This is a genomic window from Adlercreutzia sp. CNCM I-6207, from assembly GCF_977072305.1.
Genome location: NZ_CDRVLZ010000006.1, coordinates 13435 through 30993, shown reverse-complemented (window position 1 = coordinate 30993; position 17559 = coordinate 13435). Strand labels below are relative to the sequence as shown.

Below are 17559 nucleotides of genomic sequence, written 5' to 3'. Positions count from 1 at the left end.
CGCAGCACGGAAAGGAACACGTGGCCGCCACCGCCGACACCGAAGGGACAAGCGAGCTGCCCCAACATGGGGTAGATCTCAACGGCGAGTTCCATTTCAAGGTTGACGGCAAAGGTCGCATGGCCCTTCCCGCGAAGTTCCGCAAGGTTCTTTCCAAAGATCTCGTGGTGACGCCGGAGCTGACCAACGAGTGCGTGTACGTGTTCGAGACGCCCGATTTCAACGAATGGGTCGAGAAGCTGTTCATCGATCGGTTCGGCGAGTACAAGGAGTCCGACCGCGAGCACGTCAAGCTTCGCCGCGTGCTGAAGAGCCGCGCCCGCGATGTCGAGGTGGACGCCTCGGGGCGCATCATGCTGTCCCCGGAAGTGCGCGCCGCCGTCGGCATCGACAAGGAAGTCGTGGTCGTGGGCAACACGGGCCGCTTCGAGATCTGGGACGCCGACCGCTTCAAGGCCATGAGCGACGAAGTCGATCTGGGGCTGTTCTACAGCTAGGCGGAAAGCGAGCGAACCGTGACAAGCGAATACCGGCACATACCCGTTCTTCTCACCGAATGCATCGACGCCCTCGACCTTCCGGATCATCCGGTGTTCGTGGACGCCACGCTCGGCTTCGCGGGGCACTCCTTCGAGGCGGCCAAGCAATTGGGCGCCGGCGGCCTGCTTATCGGCATCGACCAGGACGAGGTGGCGCTCACTGAGGCCGCCGCGAAGCTGGAGTCGATACCTGCGGGCGATCGTCCCGAGCTCGCGCTTCTGCGCGGCAACTTCGGCGACCTCGATGAGCTGCTCGCGAGTTGCGAGATCCCCGGCATCGACGCGATACTGTTCGACCTGGGCGTCTCATCGGTGCAGATAGACACGCAATCACGTGGCTTCTCCTTCAAGGAGAACGGCCCCCTCGACATGCGGATGGATCCGGGGAAACAAACTCTAACCGCAGAAGAGATCGTCAATACTTACAACGCAGCAGATCTCACTCGGATCATTCGCAGTTACTCGGACGAGAAGTGGGCGAGCCGCATCGCGGACTTCATCGTGAAGGCGCGGGCGGACGCTCCGATAACCGAGAGTGGTCAGCTGGTCGATGTGATCAAGGCGGCTATACCCGCCTCGGCGAGGCGCGCGGGGGGACATCCCGCCAAGCGCACCTTCCAAGCCCTTCGGATTGAAGTCAACTCGGAGCTGACCGTTCTGCGTCGCGGCCTTGACGCGGCGGTACGCTGGCTCAATCCGGGCGGCATCATCGCGGTGATCAGCTACCACTCTTTGGAAGACCGCATCGTGAAGGACATGTTCGCGGATTTCGCGAACCGATGCACCTGCCCGCCGGACATCCCGGTGTGCGTGTGCGGAAAGCAGCCGGTACTCGACCTTATCACCCGCAAGCCTCTGCTGCCCAGCGCGGAGGAAATCGAGCGGAACCCCCGCTCGCGCAGTGCCAAGCTGCGCGTGGCGCGCAAGCGCTAGGGGAGTCGCCCGACAAGAGAACAAAAGCAAGCCCGAGGACGCTGTCATCGGGCTTGTTAAGCCTTAATGGACGCTTGAGCCGCAGAATGAGTGAGGAGGGCCAAGATGAGCGCCGCATCATACTCGCGCACGTCGCGCCCCCGCACCGACCGCGTCTCTTATGGGCGCTCCTCCGCCGGACGCGCCGGCGCTGCCTCCGGCTACCGCGGCGCCCGCTACGTCTCCTCGTCTCTGGCCGAGGAGCTCTCCTTCGAGGAGGCGCCCTCCATCTCGGTGGTGCCCGGTGCCGGTCGCCGCGCCCAGAGCGAGGGCATCTCGGCGGCGGCGCTTTCCCTGGCGAAGGCCTGCGCCGTCATCTGCATCGTCATAGCGCTCATCGCCATGGCCCGCGTGGCCATCACCTCGGCCGCCGCTTCCTGCGCGCTGGAGACGCGCTCGCTGCAGACGAGCATCGAGACCGCCCGGGCCGAGGGCAACGAGCTGGAGGTGTCCCAGAGCGTGCTGGCGAACCCCTCGCGCATCAAGGCCCAGGCCACGGCCCTCGGCATGGCGGCCCCGGCCCCCGAGTGCAGCGAGCAGATCACGCTGTCTCCCGATATCGTCGCCACCGATGGCGCCGGCAGCCTGTCGCTGTCGGAGTCGGTGGCGCGCATGAAGGGGCTCTAATCCCATGGAACGCTACCGCTACCCCGACAAAAGCGGCCGCGGCGGCCGTGCCGATGCCTCGCGCACCGGGCGCGTCCGCGGACGCTCCTTCGACGAGCCCCGGCGCGCCTCCTCGCGCACGGCCCGGGCCTCGGCCTCCTCGCGGGGTCGCGGCTTTGCAGGCGGCAACCGGTCCAGCCGCCCCTCGGGGCGCGCGGGCGCCCCTCGCCCGGCCCGCGCCGGCGTGGGCGCCGCCATCGACGCGGCCATGCCGACGGTCTCCGGGCGCGCCAAGGTGCTGCTGCTGGTTTTCGCGGCCATAGCGGCCGTGTTCTTCCTGCGCTTGGTGTTTCTGCAGGTCATCGTATCGGATCAGTACTCGGCCATGGCCGAGGAGTCCCGCACGGTCAGTTTCGAGACGACGCCGCGCCGCGGCACCATCTACGACCGCAACGGCATCGTGCTGGCCACCTCGGTGGAGGCCACCACCATCTACGCGAACCCCGTGGAGGTGACCGATGCGGCGGCCGAGGCGGCGTCTCTGGCCTCGGTGCTCGGGGGAGATGCGGCCGACTACCGCGAGCTTCTGTCCACCCCTTCCACCACCTTCGTCTACATCAAGCGCCAAGCCGACGTCGATGTGGCCGATAAGGTCAAAGAACTCAAGCTCGACGGCGTCTACTTCATCGCCGACACCCGCCGCGAGTACCCCAACGGCGCCATCGGCGGCCAGGTTATCGGCTACTGCAACGTCGACGGCGAGGGCATCACCGGCCTCGAGCTGCAATACAACGACATCCTCTCCGGCACGCCGGGCACCTACACCGCCGAGCGCGGCGAGCAGGGATTCCCCATTCCTGGCGGTGTGAAGGAGGAGACGCCGGCCGTCAACGGCCAGGACATCATGGTCTCCCTCGACATCAAGCTGCAGGACACCGTGGAACAGGCGCTCGCCGAGGGCGTGAAGGATCTGGAGACCGAGGAGGGCTCGTCCATCGTCATGGATGCCGCCACCGGCGAGATTTACGCCGCGTGCTCGTTGCCCTACATGAACCCGGCCGACATGTCCTCGTCGCAGGTGGGTAGCGAATCGGTGAAGGCCATCACCCAGGCCTACGAGCCCGGTTCCACCTTCAAGTCCGTCTCGGCGCTCACCATCCTGGAGCAGGGGACGATGGGCCCCGAGGACACCATGTTCTGCCCGAGCTCCATCTCCGCCGACGACTACGACGTGTCCGACTCCCACGAGCGCGACGGCGAGACCTACTCGCTGCGCGAGATCCTGAATCACTCGTCGAACGTGGGCATCTCGCTGGCCACGGAACAGGCGGGTTTCGACAAGCTCTACGACAACATCAAGCGCTTCCACTTCACCGAATCCACCGGCGTGGACTATCCCGGCGAGGCGGCCGGCAACGTGCTCGACTTCGACAACTGGGCCAAGATCACGGGCTACAACGTGAGCTTCGGCCAGGGCATCGCGGTGACGCCGCTGCAGATGGCGCGCTTCTACAGCGCCATCGCCAACGATGGGACGCTCGTGACCCCGCACTTCCTCATCTCGAAGCCCCAGAGCGGGGACGTGGCCGAATGGGAAAGCGAGGAGACGGGCGTCGACGAAACGGTGCTCGCCGATATGCGCTCGATGCTGCGCTCGGTAGTCACCGACGGCACGGGAGCCGCCGCCGACATCGAGGGCTACGAGGTCTGCGGCAAGACGTCCACAGCGGAAATCGCCTCGGAAGAGGGCGGATACAAGAAGGAAGTCTACAACATCGGCTTCTGCGGCTTCATTGACAACTCGTCAAGCAATTTAGTTTGTTTTGTAGGAGCCAACGAGGTTTACGCCATGCGCCAGACCACGCAGATCTTCAACGATATAATGGAGAACGCTGTCAAGCAGTACAACATTACTTCGATGCCGTCGAATTAGAGGAACGATACCGTTATGACCAAGACCTGCTCAGAGCTCTTCCAAGGGATGGATTGCACCATCATCGGCAACGGGAACGAGGAGGTGGCAGGGCTGGCGTTCCGCAGCGACGAGGTTCGCCCGAACGATATGTTCTTTTGCATCGTCGGCACCGTCGTCGACGGCCACTCCTTCGCCCAGGACGCCATCGACCGTGGGGCCACCTCGCTGGTGGCCGAGCGCAAGGTGTACCTGGCCGACGCCACCGATGTCACCGAGGTCGTCGTCTCCGACTCGCGCAAGGCCATGGCCTACGCCTCGGCGAACTACTACGACAACCCCTCCCGCGCCTTCTCGCTCGTGGGCATCACGGGCACCAACGGCAAGACCACCACGACCTATCTGGTGGAGCACATCGCGAGTGTGGCCGGCAACCGCTGCGGCGTCATCGGCACCGTGGGCAACAAGATCGCCGGCGCCATGGAGCACGCCGAGCGCACCACGCCGGAGTCGCCCGACCTGCAGAAGCTGTTCGCGCGGATGCGCGACGCGGGCTGCACGGTGGTGGCCATGGAGGTGAGCTCGCACGCGCTCGATCTGCGCCGTACCTGGGACACCGACTTCGCCGTGACGGCGTTCACGAACCTCACCCAGGACCACCTGGACTACCACCACACCTTCGACGACTACTTCGAGGCCAAGGCGCTTCTGTTCTCGAAGGACTACCCGGCCCGCCGCGTCATCTCCATCGACGGCTCCTGGGGGCGCGAGCTTCTGCGCCGCTGCACCGCCGCCGGCGACGAGGTCATCACCACGGGCTTCGACGTCTCCGCCCAGATCCATCCGGTGGAGGTCACCTACGAGGCCGCCCGCACCAAGGCGGTGCTCGAGGTGCGCGGGACGCGCATCGCGGTGGAGTACCCGCTCGTGGGGCGCTTCAACGTGGAGAACGTCATGACGGCCTTCGGCTGCGCGTTGGCCTTAGGGATTCCCGCCCAGATCATCGCCGAGGCCCTGGCCACCATGCCGGCGGTTCCCGGCCGCCTGGAGCGCGTGCGCCCTGCGGTGGACGCGCCGGTGTCGGTGTACGTGGATTACGCCCACACCCCCGACGCGCTCACCAAGGCCATCGCCTCTATCAAGGAGCTCTCACACGGACGCACCATCGTCGTCTTCGGCTGCGGCGGCAACCGCGATGCCACCAAGCGCCCCATCATGGGAGCTGCGGCGCTGGCCGCCGACTACGCCGTGGTGACGAGCGACAACCCGCGCCACGAGGAGCCCGATGCCATCATCGCCGATATCGTGGCGGGTATGGAAGACGCCGAGCGCTTCACCGTGGAGCCCGACCGCCGTAGTGCCATCGCGGCCGCCATCGCGCTCGCACGCCCGGGCGATGCCATTCTCGTGGCCGGCAAGGGCCATGAGGACTACCAGCTCGTGGGCGATGAAGTGCTCTCCTTCGACGACCGCGTTGTGGCGGCTGAGGAGTTGGAGCGCGCCTTCGGCGGTGCGTGTTCGGACTAGGCGAAAGGACTCGGCGTGCGCCTCAACGCAAAACAAATCGCAGCATACACCGGCGGCCAGTTCCTTGTAGACCCCATCGACGCCAGCGCCCTCATGACGGGCATCACCTGGGATTCGCGGGAAGTGCGCCCGGGCTGGCTCTACGTGGCCCTGCCCGGCGAGCGCGTCGACGGCCACGCGTTCGTGGAGGCCGCCCTGCGCGCCGGCGCCGCGGGCGCGCTGGTCACCGATGGCCCCTCGCAATCCTGCGCTCTTTTGGCCCGGGAGCTGGGGGCCGCCATCATCGAGGTGCCCAACACCGCCTCGGCCATCACCGACCTGGCCCGGGCCTGGCGCTCCCATTTGCGGGGCCGCGTCATCGGGCTGACCGGCTCGGTGGGCAAAACCACCACCAAGAACCTCACCCGGGACGTGTGCGCCGCCTACGGCAGCGTGGTGGCCACCAAGGCCAATCAGAACAACGAGCTGGGCGTTCCCCGCACATTGCTCAACGCCGATCCGGAGACGGCCGTGGTCGTCGTTGAGATGGGCATGCGCGGCCGCGGGCAAATTGCCGAGCTGTGCGATTTCGTGCGGCCGGTGTGGGGCCTTATCACCAACGTGGGCGAGAGCCACATCGAGCTTCTGGGCAGTCGGGAGAACATCGCCCGGGCCAAGTCCGAGCTCTTCGAGGCCCTGCCCGCCGGTGTGGGCCGCGCCTTCGCCAACCTGGACGACGACTTCGCCGCCTTTATGGCCGAGCGCGGACGCCTGTCCGAGCGCTCTGTGGCCCTCTCAGGCTTCGCCGGGCATCCCGATGCGGCCCTCCGCGGGGCGCTCGAGCGCGAGAGCGCCGCTTGCGATCAGGCGGTCTGGGCCGAGGACGTGTCGCTGGACGCCGAGGGCCGCCCCCGCTTCACCCTGTGCGCCCGCGATGCCGCCGACCACGACGACGGCGCCCTGTTCGCCACCGTGGAACGCGTGCCCTGCGCGCTCTCCCTCACCGGCGCCCACAACGTGGACAACGCCTGCGCCGCCGCCTCGGTGGGCTTCGCCTTGGGGCTCGATTTGGCCACCATCGCCGCCGCGCTGGGAGCGTCGGTGCCCGAGCCGGGCCGCCAGGAGGTCATCGCCGCCCGCGGCGGCTTCACGGTCATCAACGACGCCTACAACGCGAGCCCCGATTCCATGCGCGCCTCGCTCGCGACCTTCGCCGCCACGGACGTGGCCGGCCGGCGCATCGCCGTGCTCGGCGACATGGGCGAGCTCGGCAGCTTCGCCCCCGCCTGCCACGAGGGCGTCGGCGCCGCCGCTGCCTCGCACCATCTCGATAAGCTCATCTGCATCGGCGAGCTGGCGCGGCATATCGCCGCAGGCGCCGAGGCTGCCGGCATGGACGCGGCGCGCATCAGCCGCGCCGACACCGTCGCCGACGTGCTGGAGGAGCTGGACGCGCTGCTCGAGCCGGGCGACGCCGTGCTCGTGAAGGCCTCGCACTTCATGGGCCTTACCCGTATCGTCGAAGGATTGGTCAACTGATGTTCTCTCTGTTCTCCGCCTACCCCACGTTCATGATCTTCCTCGGCGTGGCCATCGCCATGGTGATCACCATGGTGCTCATGCCCGCCTGGATCCGCTTTCTGAAGACGAGCCACATCGGCCAGCAGGTGCGCGCCGACGGCCCCCAGAGCCATCTGGTGAAGCAGGGAACCCCCACTATGGGCGGCGTCATCATGCTCATCGCCGTCATCGTCTTCACCTTGCTCGCCTCGGTGGGCGCCCCTACCGCGGAGCTGTGGCTTCTGCTCGGCGCCACGGTGGCCACCGGTATCCTCGGGCTCATCGATGATGCTTCGAAGGTGGCCCACGAGCGATCGCTTGGGCTCACGCCCAAGGCGAAGCTGATCGGCCAGTTTCTCATCGCCGCCGTTTTCGTGCTGGTGGCGGTGAACCTGCTCGGTATCAAGCCCACCGTGGAGATCCCGTTTGTGGCCACCCTCGATTTGGGCGTGCTCACCACGGTGGTGCCCGTGGGCGACGGCATCGCCATTCCCTGGCTCTACCTTATCTACTGCCTTATCCTGCTCGTGGGGCTCTGCAACGCCGTGAACCTCACCGACGGGCTTGACGGTTTGGCCGCGGGCACGGTCATGGTGGTCATGCTCGTCATGGCCGCCATCGCCTTCCGCGCGGGCGTGCTTGAGCCGGCCCTGTTCGCCGGGGCGCTCGCCGGCGCCTGCATCGGCTTCCTTTGGTTCAACTCGCATCCCGCCGACATCTTCATGGGCGACACCGGCTCGCTCGCCCTCGGCATGGCGCTCGGGTGCCTCGCCGTGGTGACCAAGACGGAGTTCGTCGTCATCATCATCGGCGGCCTGTTCGTGGCCGAGGCGCTCTCGGTCATGATCCAGGTGTTCTACTACAAAAAGACCAAAAAGCGCATCTTCCTCATGGCGCCTCTGCACCATCATTTCGAGAAGAAGGGCTGGTCGGAGACGAAGGTGGTCGTGCGCTTCTGGATCGTTTCGGGCATGCTGGCCGCCTGCGGCTTTGTGCTGTACTTCGCGACGACGCTGGGGGCGTAGAGGCAATGGCTAGGGAAGGCATGGAAAACGTGGAGATGATCGCCGGCAAGAAACACGCCCCGAAGAACCTCGGGCGCGTGCTTATCTTAGGGCTGGGAAAGTCGGGCACAGCGGCGGCGGAGTACTGCTTGGATGCGCTGGGCAGCCGCGTGGAGACGCTGGCCGTGGCCGCCGGCGCGCCGGGCGAGGCGGCGCTGGTCTGGGCCGAGGGCGCCCGCGAGCGCGGGGCCGTGGTGCTCTTCGACCACGAGACCATCGAAGGCGCCTACGATTTGTGCATCGCGAGCCCCGGCATTTCCGAGAACTCCCCGTTCTATCGGAGCGCCGCTGCGGCCTCCGCCGAGGTGATCAGCGAGGTGGAATTCGCCTGGCGCGAGAGCGACGCTTCCTCGAAGTGGGTCGCCATCACTGGCACCAACGGCAAGACCACTACGACCGCGCTCACCTGCCATTTGCTGCGGGAGGCGGGCATGAACGCGGCCGCCGTGGGCAACATCGGCGAGACTTGCATCGATGCGGTGGCCGCCGGGAACACCGACGTGTACGTGGCGGAGACCTCCAGCTACCAGCTGGCCTCGACGCGCCTGTTCGCGCCGGATGTGGCCGTGGTGCTCAACATCACGCCGGATCATCTTTCCTGGCATGGCAGCCTTGAGGCCTACGCCGCGGCCAAGTGGAAGGTGCTCGCCAATCTGGGCGTCAGCGGCGGTGTGGCCGTGCTCGATGCCTGCGACGACGCCGTGCGCGCGAAGATCCGCGAGCTGCGGGCCCGAGGCGGCGTTCCCTTCCGTTACATCCCTATCGGGGGCGCCTCCGGTCTCGGCGCCGACATGCGCGCCACCTGCGGCACTGGCGCCGCCGCCTTCCGCGGCGACGGCGGTCAGCTCGTCGTGGCGTGGGACGGCCGCGTCTCCGACCTCGTTTTCGTGGACGATCTCCAGATCAAGGGCGGCCACAACCAACAGAACGCCCTGGCCGCCGCCGCATGCGCGCTCGTACTGGGCGCCACGGACACGGCGGTGGGCGAGGGTCTGCTCACCTTCCGCCCCCTGGAGCATCGCATCGAGCCGGCAGGGCTCGTGGACGGCGCGGCCTGCTACAACGATTCGAAGGCCACCAACGTGGACGCCACGCTGGTGGCGCTCACCGCCTTTCTGCCGACGCGCCCCATCGTGCTGCTCGGCGGCCGCGACAAGGGCACCGATTTGGCCCCGCTCGTGGCGGCCTGCGAAGAGAACGCCCGGGCCGTGGTCTGCTTCGGCGAGGCCCGCGAGCGGTTCCTGGCGGCTTTCGCGGGCTCGGGGGTCTCCCCAGTGCTCTCCGCCGGCACGATGGAGAAGGCGCTCGATGCGGCTCTTTCCATCGCCGAGGACGGGGACGTGGTCGTGCTCTCGCCGGCCTGCGCCTCCTTCGACGAGTTTAGCTGCTTCGAGGAGCGGGGCGACGTGTTCAAGCGCCTCGTGGCCGACCGGGCCGGGAAGGCCTAGGCCTTTGAGCCGCTCCTCCCGACATAGCGAGACGTCCGCGGGCCCCTCCAGTCAGGGGCCTCGCGTTCTGCTGCTTCTGTGTGTGCTGGCGCTTGTGCTGGTGGGGCTCGTCATGGTGTATTCCGCCTCCATGGTGAAGGCGCTGGATGCCGGCAAGCCGGCGACGGACTTCTTCACCGACCAGCTCCTATATGTGGCTTTTGGCGCGGCCTGCGCCCTCTTCTTGTGGAAAGTCGTGCCCTACCGCTTCTGGGTGGGGCCGATTGTATGGGCCGTGTGGGCCGTGGCCGTGGCGCTCATCTTCGCCGTGTGGCTCGCTGGCACCGACCATTACGGCGCCCAGCGCTGGCTCTATATCGGGCCTGTCGGGCTGCAGCCCTCGGAGTTCTGCAAGATCGCCTTCATCCTGGTGGCCGTGCGCCTCGTCGTCGATTGGCGGGCGGGGCTCGTGGAGAGCCGGGCCACCATGGTGCGCGCGCTCATCTTCATCATCGCCCCCATCGCGCTCATGTACCGCACCCAGTCCGATTTGGGTACTACGGCCATCTGCTTCGTGGGCATTCTCGCCGTCATGTGGATGGGCGGGGTATCGCGCCGGGTCATCTTCGCCTGTCTGGGCGTGGCCGTGCTCGGCGGTCTCGTGGCCATCTTCGGCACCGGCTACCGTTCCGACCGCCTCGTGTTCATGGATCCGTGGAACGACGGGGAGGGCGGCTACGGCACCGGCTACAACATCATCCGCTCCTACTACGCGCTGGCCGAGGGCGGTATCTTCGGCGTGGGGCTCGGCAATTCCCATGAGAAGTTCCAGTACCTGTTCGCCTCGGAGAGCGACTTCATCTTCGCCGTCATCGGCGAGGAGCTGGGGCTTGTGGGGGCGCTCTTCGTCATCGGGCTGTTCTTTTGCGTGCTGTATGCGGGGCTCGCCATCGCCGAGCGGGCGGCCGACGACATCGGTGCCATGATCGCCGGCGGTGCCACGGTGATGCTCGTGTTCCAGGCGTTTCTGAACATCGCCTGCGTCATCGGCGTGTTTCCCACGACGGGAAAGCCGCTGCCCTTCATCTCCTCGGGCGGCACGTCTATGATCGCCTCGTTCATCTTGGTGGGGCTCGTGCTCTCCGTGTCCGCGGCGCCGGCCGCCCCGTCCGTCTACGAGCAGCGCCGGGCCGATCTGCGCCTCGTGCGCCGGGAGCCGGCGCCCCCTGCGCCGTCGGGCCGAACGCGGTCGGGGGAGTCTTTGCGCTCGCGTTCCGCGGGCGCCTCGAGTCGTAGCGGATCCGGTCGCATCGATGCTTCGGCCCGATCCCGCTCCGCGCGCCCATCTAACCGTTCCAATTACAGGAGGTAAGCTCATGCTGGCCGTTCTTTCCGGCGGAGGCACCGCCGGGCATATCAACCCCGCCCTCGCTCTGGCCGACGAGCTGGTAAGCCGCGGCTGGGACGTGCGCTTCGCCGGCACCCCCGGCGGGGTGGAGTCGCGCCTCGTGCCCGCCGCCGGCATCCCGTTCACGGCCTTCGAGGCCTCAGGGTTCGACCGATCGCATCCGGCCTCCCTCGCGAAGGGCGTGGCGAAGATCGCCGCCTCCACGGGCAAGGCGAAAAAGTGGTTTGCCGACATCAAGCCCGACGTCGTCGTGGGTTTTGGCGGGTACGTGTGCATTCCCGTGGCCCGAGCGGCCGAGAAGACCGGCGTGCCCGTGGTGCTGCACGAGCAGAATTCCGTGGCGGGTATGGCAAACAAGTATCTGGCCCGGCGGGCTGACGCCGTCTGCGTGACCTACGAGTGCTCGGCGGAGAGCCTGGGCGCGGCCGCGCCGGTCACCGTGACGGGCAATCCCGTGCGCCGTTCGGTCATCGAGGCCGATCGCGCCGCGGGCCGGGCGATGTTCGACCTTGCCGAGGATGATTTCATGCTGCTCGTCTTCGGCGGGTCTTTGGGCGCGCGCCACATCAACGAGGCCGTCGTCGCCCTGAAAGACGAGCTGCTCGCGCGCCCGAATCTGCACATCGTGCACATCACGGGCCCCAAGGAGCTGGATGCGGTGACCGAGGCGCTGGCGCTCACGGATGACGAGGCGCGCCGCTGGCACCTTCTGGGCTACCAGGATCGCATGGGGGAGACTTTGGCCGCGGCCGACGCCATCGTGTCGCGCGCCGGGGCCACCTCGCTTGCGGAGATTTCCGCGCTGGCCATTCCGGCCCTGCTCGTGCCCTATCCCTTCGCCACGGCGGACCATCAGACCACCAACGCCCGCGCGTGGGTGGAATCGGGCGCCGCGTTCATGATGCCCGACGACGAGCTGGGAAGCGACGAGTTCAAAGCCAAGCTCTTCGCGCTCATCGACGACGCGTCGGTGCGCGAGGGCATGGTCGCGGCGGCCCGGGCCCAGAAGACCGGCGAGGCGGCGGCCGCCTTGGCAGATGTTGTGGTCGGCGTCGCCACGGCGCGCTGATGCTTTACAATAGCGGGATTGCAACGAGGACGAAAGGCGAGGCGACGTGAATAGCGAACAAGAGCAGCTTCACTTTATCGGGGTCGGCGGCGTTGGCATGAGCGGTATCGCCCGGGTCGCCCACGACCAGGGCATGGCCGTGTCGGGCTCGGACATCAAGGAGAGCCGCTACACCAAGCAGCTGCGCGATGCGGGGGTCACCGTGTTCATCGGCCAGGACGGCGCGAACATCCCCGACGGCGACGTGACGGTGGTCGTCTCCACGGCCATCCTGGAGAACAACCCCGAGCTCATCGAGGCGCGCCGGCGCAACCTTCCCATCGTGCACCGCGCCCAGATGCTCGCTCGCCTCGGGCGCGATCTGGACACGCTGGCCGTGGCGGGCACCCATGGGAAGACGACGACCTCTTCCATGCTCGCCAGCACGCTGGACGCCATGGGCTACGATCCCACCTTCCTCATCGGCGGCATCGTGCGGGCCTACGGCACCAACGCCCATTCTGGGCGCGGCCGCTCCTACGTGGTGGAGGCCGACGAGTCCGACAAGTCCTTCACCTACCTCTCCCCGGCGGCGGCCATCGTCACGAACATCGAGGCGGATCACCTGGACCACTACGAGGGACTCGAGGAGATTTACGCCCAGTTCGCCGCGTTCCTCTCCGGGGTGCGAGAGGGCGGTCCCATCGTCGTGTGCGGCGATGACCCGAAATTGGTGGAAGTGGCCCGCGGCACCGGGCGCACCGTGACCACCTACGGCTTTTCCGAGGATTGCGACGCCCGCATCCTGGCCACGGAGGCCCAGGGCGTGGGCACCCGCTTCACCCTGCGGCTGCCCGACGGGCGCGTGGTGGCCAGCCGCATCAAGCAGAACCCGGGCCTGCACAACGTCTCCAATGGTGCCGCGGTGCTGACGCTCATCTCGCTTCTGGGCCTCGATGTCGATCTGGCGGCCGAGAAGCTGCAGGAGTTCGCCGGCGTTCGTCGCCGCTTCGACCTTATCGGCGAGGCCGGCGGGGTCACGGTGGTGGACGACTACGCCCATCACCCCACGGAGATCGCCGCCACCATCAAGGCGGCCAAGGCCCTGGATTTCAACCGTGTGCACGTGCTGTTCCAGCCGCACCGCTATTCCCGCGTCGCCCTGTTCACCGATATCATGCGCGACGAGTTCGGCAGCGCCTTCGACGAAGCGGACACCGTCACCTTCATGGACGTGTACTCCGCCGGCGAGGCGCCGGTGCCGGGCGTTACCGGCAAGACCTTCTTGAACGTGGTCACCGACCATGGGCATCCCCATGCCGTCTTCGTGCCGCGCCGCATCGACACGGTGCCCCATATGCTGGAAGTGGCCGAGCCCGGTGACCTCGTCATCACCATGGGCGCGGGGGACGTGACCGCCATCGCGCCACAGCTTGTGGACGAGCTGGGCCGCTAAGGGAGCCCCATGGCCCGTCACGCCTCGCCCGTGCAATCGCTGCTTGTGGACGACCGCTTCGACGGCGACGTCTACGCCCACGAGCCCTTAAGTCGCCACACCACCTACCGCATCGGAGGCCCGGCGCGCTTCTTCGTGCGCGCGAATTCCGTGGGGGCGCTCACGGGGCTGGTGGACGTCTGCGCGGCCGAGGGCACGCCTTGGGTCGTGCTCGGCCGCGGCTCCAATGTGCTCGTGGCCGATGCGGGATTCGCCGGCGTGGCCATTGTGCTCGGCCGCGACTTCCGCACCCTGCGCTTCGATGATGACCGCTTTATCGTGGGCGCGGGCGCCTCGCTCTCTGCAGTGGTGCAGGAGGCCTTCAAGCGCGCTATCGGCGGTTTCGAGTTCGCCGTTGGTACTCCGGGTACCGTGGGCGGCGCCCTGCGCATGAACGCCGGCACGGCTGACGAGTGGATAGGCCAGCGCGTCGTCTCCGTCACCACCTACCGGCCCGGGCGCGGCCTGGCCCGACGACGCGGCGACGAGATCTCCTGGGGCTACCGCGCGAGTTCCTTTGCGGCGGACGAGGTGATTCTGGAATGCGAGCTGGCCGCCGAGGCCGCCGATCCCTATCGGGTGCGCGACAAGATGGAGGGCAACCTCGCCCGGCGCAAGGGCTGCCAGCCGCTTTCCGAGCCCACCTGCGGCAGCGTGTTCAAGAACCCCGAGGGGGGATCGGCCGGGCGCCTCATCGAGGGGGCGGGATGCAAGGGCGCCGAGGTGGGCGGTGCGAAAGTGTCCGAGCTGCACGGCAACTTCATAGTGAACCGCGGTGGCGCCACGGCCGCCGACGTGCGCGCGCTCATGGAACAGGTGCGCGCCGCCGTGCTTGAGAGCACCGGCGTCGAGCTTGTGCCCGAGGTGCGCATGCTGGGCTTCGACGAAGATTTCCCGAGTGCGCGCGGTGCCGACGAGGCATTTGGCGACGAGTGCGCGCGCGGTGCCGCTGGCGGCACGTCTGCTGGCACGGGCGCGAGCGTTGCCTCTACGGCGGGCTCCGCGCCTTCTACCGGCGAGCGCGGCACGCCTTCCGCTGACGCGGCCGCTGGCGAGACTGCTGGCGAGGTTGGCGCGCTTTCCACAGGCGAGGGGCGCGACGAGGACGGTCGCCGTGGCTAGGAGATCGAGCAACCGCAACGTCTCGGTTCCCCGGGGCTCCACCTCGCGGGGGAGTGCGCGCGGAGGCGTTTCGCGCAGCGCCTCGCCGTCGCGGCGCCCCGCGTCGGCCCCGATGCGCCCGGCTTCGTCCCGACCTGCCCCGTCCGTGCGCCCGACCTCGCGCGCACATTTCGGCTCGGCGGCATCTTCGGCGGCCGGCCGCTCTGCCGGCGGTCGCGCCTCGGGCGCGCGCCCCGCGCCCCGCACGGTGACGACATCGGTGCGCCTGGGGGACTTGCCCGCGTCTCGTGGCGACCGCCGCGCGCCGGCGGCCCGGGCCATCGCCCGCCCGAAGCGCTCCGGCGCCTTCAAAGCCTTTATCGTGGCGCTTGTGCTCGTCTGCGTGCTGGGCATCACCTATGCGGCCCTCTATTTCAGCGGGGCCTTCGCCATCACGTCGGTGAAGGTCAACGGCGCCGACCACCTCACCAACGACGAGATGGCCATCCTCGCCGCCGTGCCTCAGGGTACGACGCTTCTGAACGTGGACACGTCTTCGGTGGCCAACAGCGTCGACCGCGACGCCTGGGTCGCCGACGTGTCCGTGAACCGCATCTTCCCCGATACGCTGGAGATCAACGTCACCGAGCGCGAGATCGCCGCCATCGTGGAAGTGGCGGCCGACAACGCGAAGGTCACCCAGATGTGGGCCATCGCCTCCGACGGCATGTGGCTCATGGAGATTCCCGCCCGCGATTCCGAACTTGGTGCCACCATTTCTCCGCAGATCTACGAGGACGCCGACCGGGTGCTGCATATCACCGGCGTGCCTTTCGGCCTCACGCCCGAGGTGGGCACCTACTGCGCCGACGGCAACGTGAACAACGCCCTGGCCATCTTGGACGGCCTTTCCACGGAACTTGCCGAGCAGGTAAAGACGGTGACGGCCACCGACGCCGCCTCCACGTGCCTGACCTTGGACAACGGCATCGAGATCGCCTTCGGCACCGCCGAGGATATCCGCGACAAGGAACGCATCGTCCTGCAGATCATGGCCGACAACCCCGGCAAAGTCTCCTACATCAACGTCCGCGTCCCCGACCGCCCCACCTGGCGCGCCGTCTAGGAGGTTTCGCTCGCCCTACGGGACGAACGTCCCTGCCGACGCTGCGCGCCCGACAGGCACCGGTTGGCTTCTCCCTGACTTCCTCGGGCGAAACCGTGAGCGATCTTTCCCGTAGGGGGCGACCTTGGTCGCCCCTCCCAACCGCGTCTACCGAGCAGGTGTCGCGGTCTTCGGTCGGCGAACACCCCCGTTTTTGCAGCAAATCGCGAGTTGTAAGCGTCTAGGGGGTGCGGAACTTTTTGAAACCCCCGCAGCCAATGCTCACGACCTGGGGTTTTGCAAATATGGAAACTTCTGCGGGCCTTCTCTCCCGCATCGAGACGCTTATAACTCAAGATTTGCTGCAGAAACGGGGAGGTTCGCCGACCGAGAGTTTTCCCAGGAAGCGAGAAAACGATGCGGTCGCTCGCTTCGGAGCCCTGCGAAGCACGGCGCGGTTGCCCGCTTTGCCGCCCTGCGAAGCGCGATGCGGTGGGTTTCTTGTCGTATTCGTGTATCTGCAGGCTCCTTTGGCGGTGATTTGCGTTGCAAACGAATGGGCATCGTGTACAATGTCCTGCATAAATGCCGCCTTTGGGCGGACCGCAGGGCGCGCCCGAGCAACGACGCGCGGAAACGAGACAAACGCAGCAGTAAAACGCAACAGGTGTGGAGGACGAAATGCCGAACATTCCAGGCTCTGAACATTTGGCCGTCATCAAGGTCGTCGGTGTCGGCGGCGGCGGCACGAACGCCGTGAACCGCATGGTGGAGGCCGGCGTGCGCGGCGTGGAGTTCATCGCCGTGAACACTGACCGCCAGGCCCTTCTCATGTCCGATGCCGACAAGACCATCCACATCGGCGAGGAGCTGACCCGTGGTCTCGGCGCCGGCGCCAACCCCCAGGTGGGCTGTCAGGCCGCCGAGGAGAGCCGCGCGGAGATCCGCGAGGCTCTGGCCGAGGCCGACATGGTCTTCGTCACCGCTGGCGAGGGCGGCGGCACGGGCACCGGCGCGGCCCCCATCGTGGCCGAGATCGCCCGCGAGGAGATCGGCGCCCTTACCGTGGGCGTCGTCACCAAGCCCTTCTCCTTCGAGGGGCGCCTTCGCCGCAATCAGGCCGACCAGGGTATCGATCTGCTCTCCCAGAAGGTCGACACCCTCATCGTCATTCCCAACGACCGCCTGCTCGAGATCGTCGACAAGAAGACGTCCATGATCGACGCCTTCCGCATCTGCGACGACACGCTTCGCCAGGGTATCCAGGGCGTCACCGACCTCATCACCATCCCCGGCCTCATCAACCTCGACTTCGCGGACATCCGCACGGTCATGAAGGATGCCGGCACGGCCATGATGGGCATCGGCATCTCCACGGGCGAGAACCGCGCGCTGGACGCGGCCCAGCAGGCCACCTCTTCCAGCTTGCTGGAGTCCTCCATCGCCGGCGCCTCGCGTGTGCTGTTCTCCATCGCCGGCGGCCCGGATCTCACGCTGACCGAGGTCTCCGAGGCGGCCCGCACGGTGGAGGCCTGTGCCGACGAGAACGCCAACATCATCTACGGCCAGATCATCGACGAGGAGCTGAAGGACGCCGTGCGCATCACGGTCATCGCCACGGGCTTCAAGGTGGGCGCCTCTCAGTCCTCCATGGACTTCGCCCCCCGCAAGGACCTGTTCGCCTCCACCGAGCCGGCTTCCCAGCCGGTCCAGCAGGCGCCGGTCACCTTCTCGGCCCCCGCGCCCACGAGCCGTTTCACGGATGAGGACTACATCCCCGACTTCCTGAAGCGCGCCCGCTAGGGGAGAGGTCGAC

14 protein-coding genes are annotated in these 17559 nt (G+C 67.3%); all 14 read left to right on the top strand.

Translation table 11 applies throughout. From position 1 onward, the window contains the following. Positions 1 to 20 precede the first annotated feature (20 nt). The 14 genes from ACW4QM_RS04480 (at position 21) to ftsZ (ending at position 17546) form a co-directional block, all read left to right on the top strand. The gene (locus ACW4QM_RS04480; RefSeq protein ID WP_022740289.1) at positions 21 to 497 is read left to right on the top strand and encodes a division/cell wall cluster transcriptional repressor MraZ; all 477 of its coding nucleotides are present in this window, start codon (positions 21 to 23) and stop codon (positions 495 to 497) included. Positions 498 to 515: 18 nt separating this feature from the next. Next, positions 516 to 1472, top strand: coding sequence for a 16S rRNA (cytosine(1402)-N(4))-methyltransferase RsmH (rsmH, locus tag ACW4QM_RS04475; protein ID WP_114539922.1), 957 nt, complete (start codon positions 516 to 518; stop codon positions 1470 to 1472). A 105-nt stretch (positions 1473 to 1577) separates the two neighbouring features. Continuing rightward, on the top strand, positions 1578 to 2138 hold the full coding sequence (locus ACW4QM_RS04470; RefSeq protein ID WP_114539921.1) for a cell division protein FtsL: 561 nt from the start codon (positions 1578 to 1580) through the stop codon (positions 2136 to 2138). Between the two features lie 4 nt (positions 2139 to 2142). Continuing rightward, positions 2143 to 4050 (top strand): peptidoglycan D,D-transpeptidase FtsI family protein, encoded by a 1908-nt coding sequence (locus ACW4QM_RS04465; RefSeq protein ID WP_232325587.1) that lies wholly within the window; start codon positions 2143 to 2145, stop codon positions 4048 to 4050. A 15-nt stretch (positions 4051 to 4065) separates the two neighbouring features. After that, positions 4066 to 5556 carry a UDP-N-acetylmuramoyl-L-alanyl-D-glutamate--2,6-diaminopimelate ligase gene (locus tag ACW4QM_RS04460; RefSeq protein ID WP_114539920.1) on the top strand — a complete coding sequence of 497 codons (1491 nt, stop codon included), beginning with the start codon at positions 4066 to 4068 and terminating at the stop codon, positions 5554 to 5556. A gap of 15 nt (positions 5557 to 5571) precedes the next feature. After that, a complete protein-coding gene (locus tag ACW4QM_RS04455) occupies positions 5572 to 7074 on the top strand; it encodes a UDP-N-acetylmuramoyl-tripeptide--D-alanyl-D-alanine ligase (protein WP_114539919.1) in 1503 nt (500 codons plus the stop codon). Next, positions 7074 to 8120 carry a phospho-N-acetylmuramoyl-pentapeptide-transferase gene (mraY, locus tag ACW4QM_RS04450; RefSeq protein WP_114549109.1) on the top strand — a complete coding sequence of 349 codons (1047 nt, stop codon included), beginning with the start codon at positions 7074 to 7076 and terminating at the stop codon, positions 8118 to 8120. The genes ACW4QM_RS04455 and mraY overlap by 1 nt, the downstream gene beginning before the upstream one ends. Before the next feature lie 20 nt (positions 8121 to 8140). Then, the gene (gene murD, locus ACW4QM_RS04445) at positions 8141 to 9607 is read left to right on the top strand and encodes a UDP-N-acetylmuramoyl-L-alanine--D-glutamate ligase (RefSeq protein WP_455798220.1); all 1467 of its coding nucleotides are present in this window, start codon (positions 8141 to 8143) and stop codon (positions 9605 to 9607) included. Between the two features lie 4 nt (positions 9608 to 9611). Further along, positions 9612 to 10958, top strand: coding sequence for an FtsW/RodA/SpoVE family cell cycle protein (locus ACW4QM_RS04440; protein WP_232325586.1), 1347 nt, complete (start codon positions 9612 to 9614; stop codon positions 10956 to 10958). A 4-nt stretch (positions 10959 to 10962) separates the two neighbouring features. Next, positions 10963 to 12063: an undecaprenyldiphospho-muramoylpentapeptide beta-N-acetylglucosaminyltransferase gene (gene murG, locus ACW4QM_RS04435; RefSeq protein ID WP_114539916.1), complete on the top strand. Its 1101-nt coding sequence runs from the start codon at positions 10963 to 10965 to the stop codon at positions 12061 to 12063. A gap of 46 nt (positions 12064 to 12109) precedes the next feature. After that, positions 12110 to 13498, top strand: a complete 1389-nt coding sequence (murC, locus tag ACW4QM_RS04430; protein ID WP_173112451.1) for a UDP-N-acetylmuramate--L-alanine ligase — start codon at positions 12110 to 12112, stop codon at positions 13496 to 13498. 9 nt (positions 13499 to 13507) lie between these two features. Further along, positions 13508 to 14659, top strand: coding sequence for a UDP-N-acetylmuramate dehydrogenase (gene murB / locus ACW4QM_RS04425; protein WP_157012229.1), 1152 nt, complete (start codon positions 13508 to 13510; stop codon positions 14657 to 14659). Continuing rightward, on the top strand, positions 14652 to 15764 hold the full coding sequence (locus tag ACW4QM_RS04420) for a cell division protein FtsQ/DivIB (RefSeq protein WP_231699598.1): 1113 nt from the start codon (positions 14652 to 14654) through the stop codon (positions 15762 to 15764). Before murB ends, ACW4QM_RS04420 begins: the two co-directional genes overlap by 8 nt. Positions 15765 to 16424: 660 nt before the next feature. After that, positions 16425 to 17546, top strand: a complete 1122-nt coding sequence (ftsZ, locus tag ACW4QM_RS04415) for a cell division protein FtsZ (RefSeq protein ID WP_157012227.1) — start codon at positions 16425 to 16427, stop codon at positions 17544 to 17546. Positions 17547 to 17559: the final 13 nt, after the last annotated feature.

Excerpts from the sequence above, each read along its gene's own strand:
- ACW4QM_RS04470 (WP_114539921.1), top strand. The coding sequence starts at position 1,578 with ATGAGCGCCGCATCATACTCGCGCACGTCGCGCCCCCGCACCGACCGC.
- ACW4QM_RS04465 (WP_232325587.1), top strand. The coding sequence starts at position 2,143 with ATGGAACGCTACCGCTACCCCGACAAAAGCGGCCGCGGCGGCCGTGCC.
- ACW4QM_RS04460 (WP_114539920.1), top strand. The coding sequence starts at position 4,066 with ATGACCAAGACCTGCTCAGAGCTCTTCCAAGGGATGGATTGCACCATC.
- mraY (WP_114549109.1), top strand. The coding sequence starts at position 7,074 with ATGTTCTCTCTGTTCTCCGCCTACCCCACGTTCATGATCTTCCTCGGC.
- murD (WP_455798220.1), top strand. The coding sequence starts at position 8,141 with ATGGAAAACGTGGAGATGATCGCCGGCAAGAAACACGCCCCGAAGAAC.
- murG (WP_114539916.1), top strand. The coding sequence starts at position 10,963 with ATGCTGGCCGTTCTTTCCGGCGGAGGCACCGCCGGGCATATCAACCCC.
- murB (WP_157012229.1), top strand. The coding sequence starts at position 13,508 with ATGGCCCGTCACGCCTCGCCCGTGCAATCGCTGCTTGTGGACGACCGC.
- ftsZ (WP_157012227.1), top strand. The coding sequence starts at position 16,425 with ATGCCGAACATTCCAGGCTCTGAACATTTGGCCGTCATCAAGGTCGTC.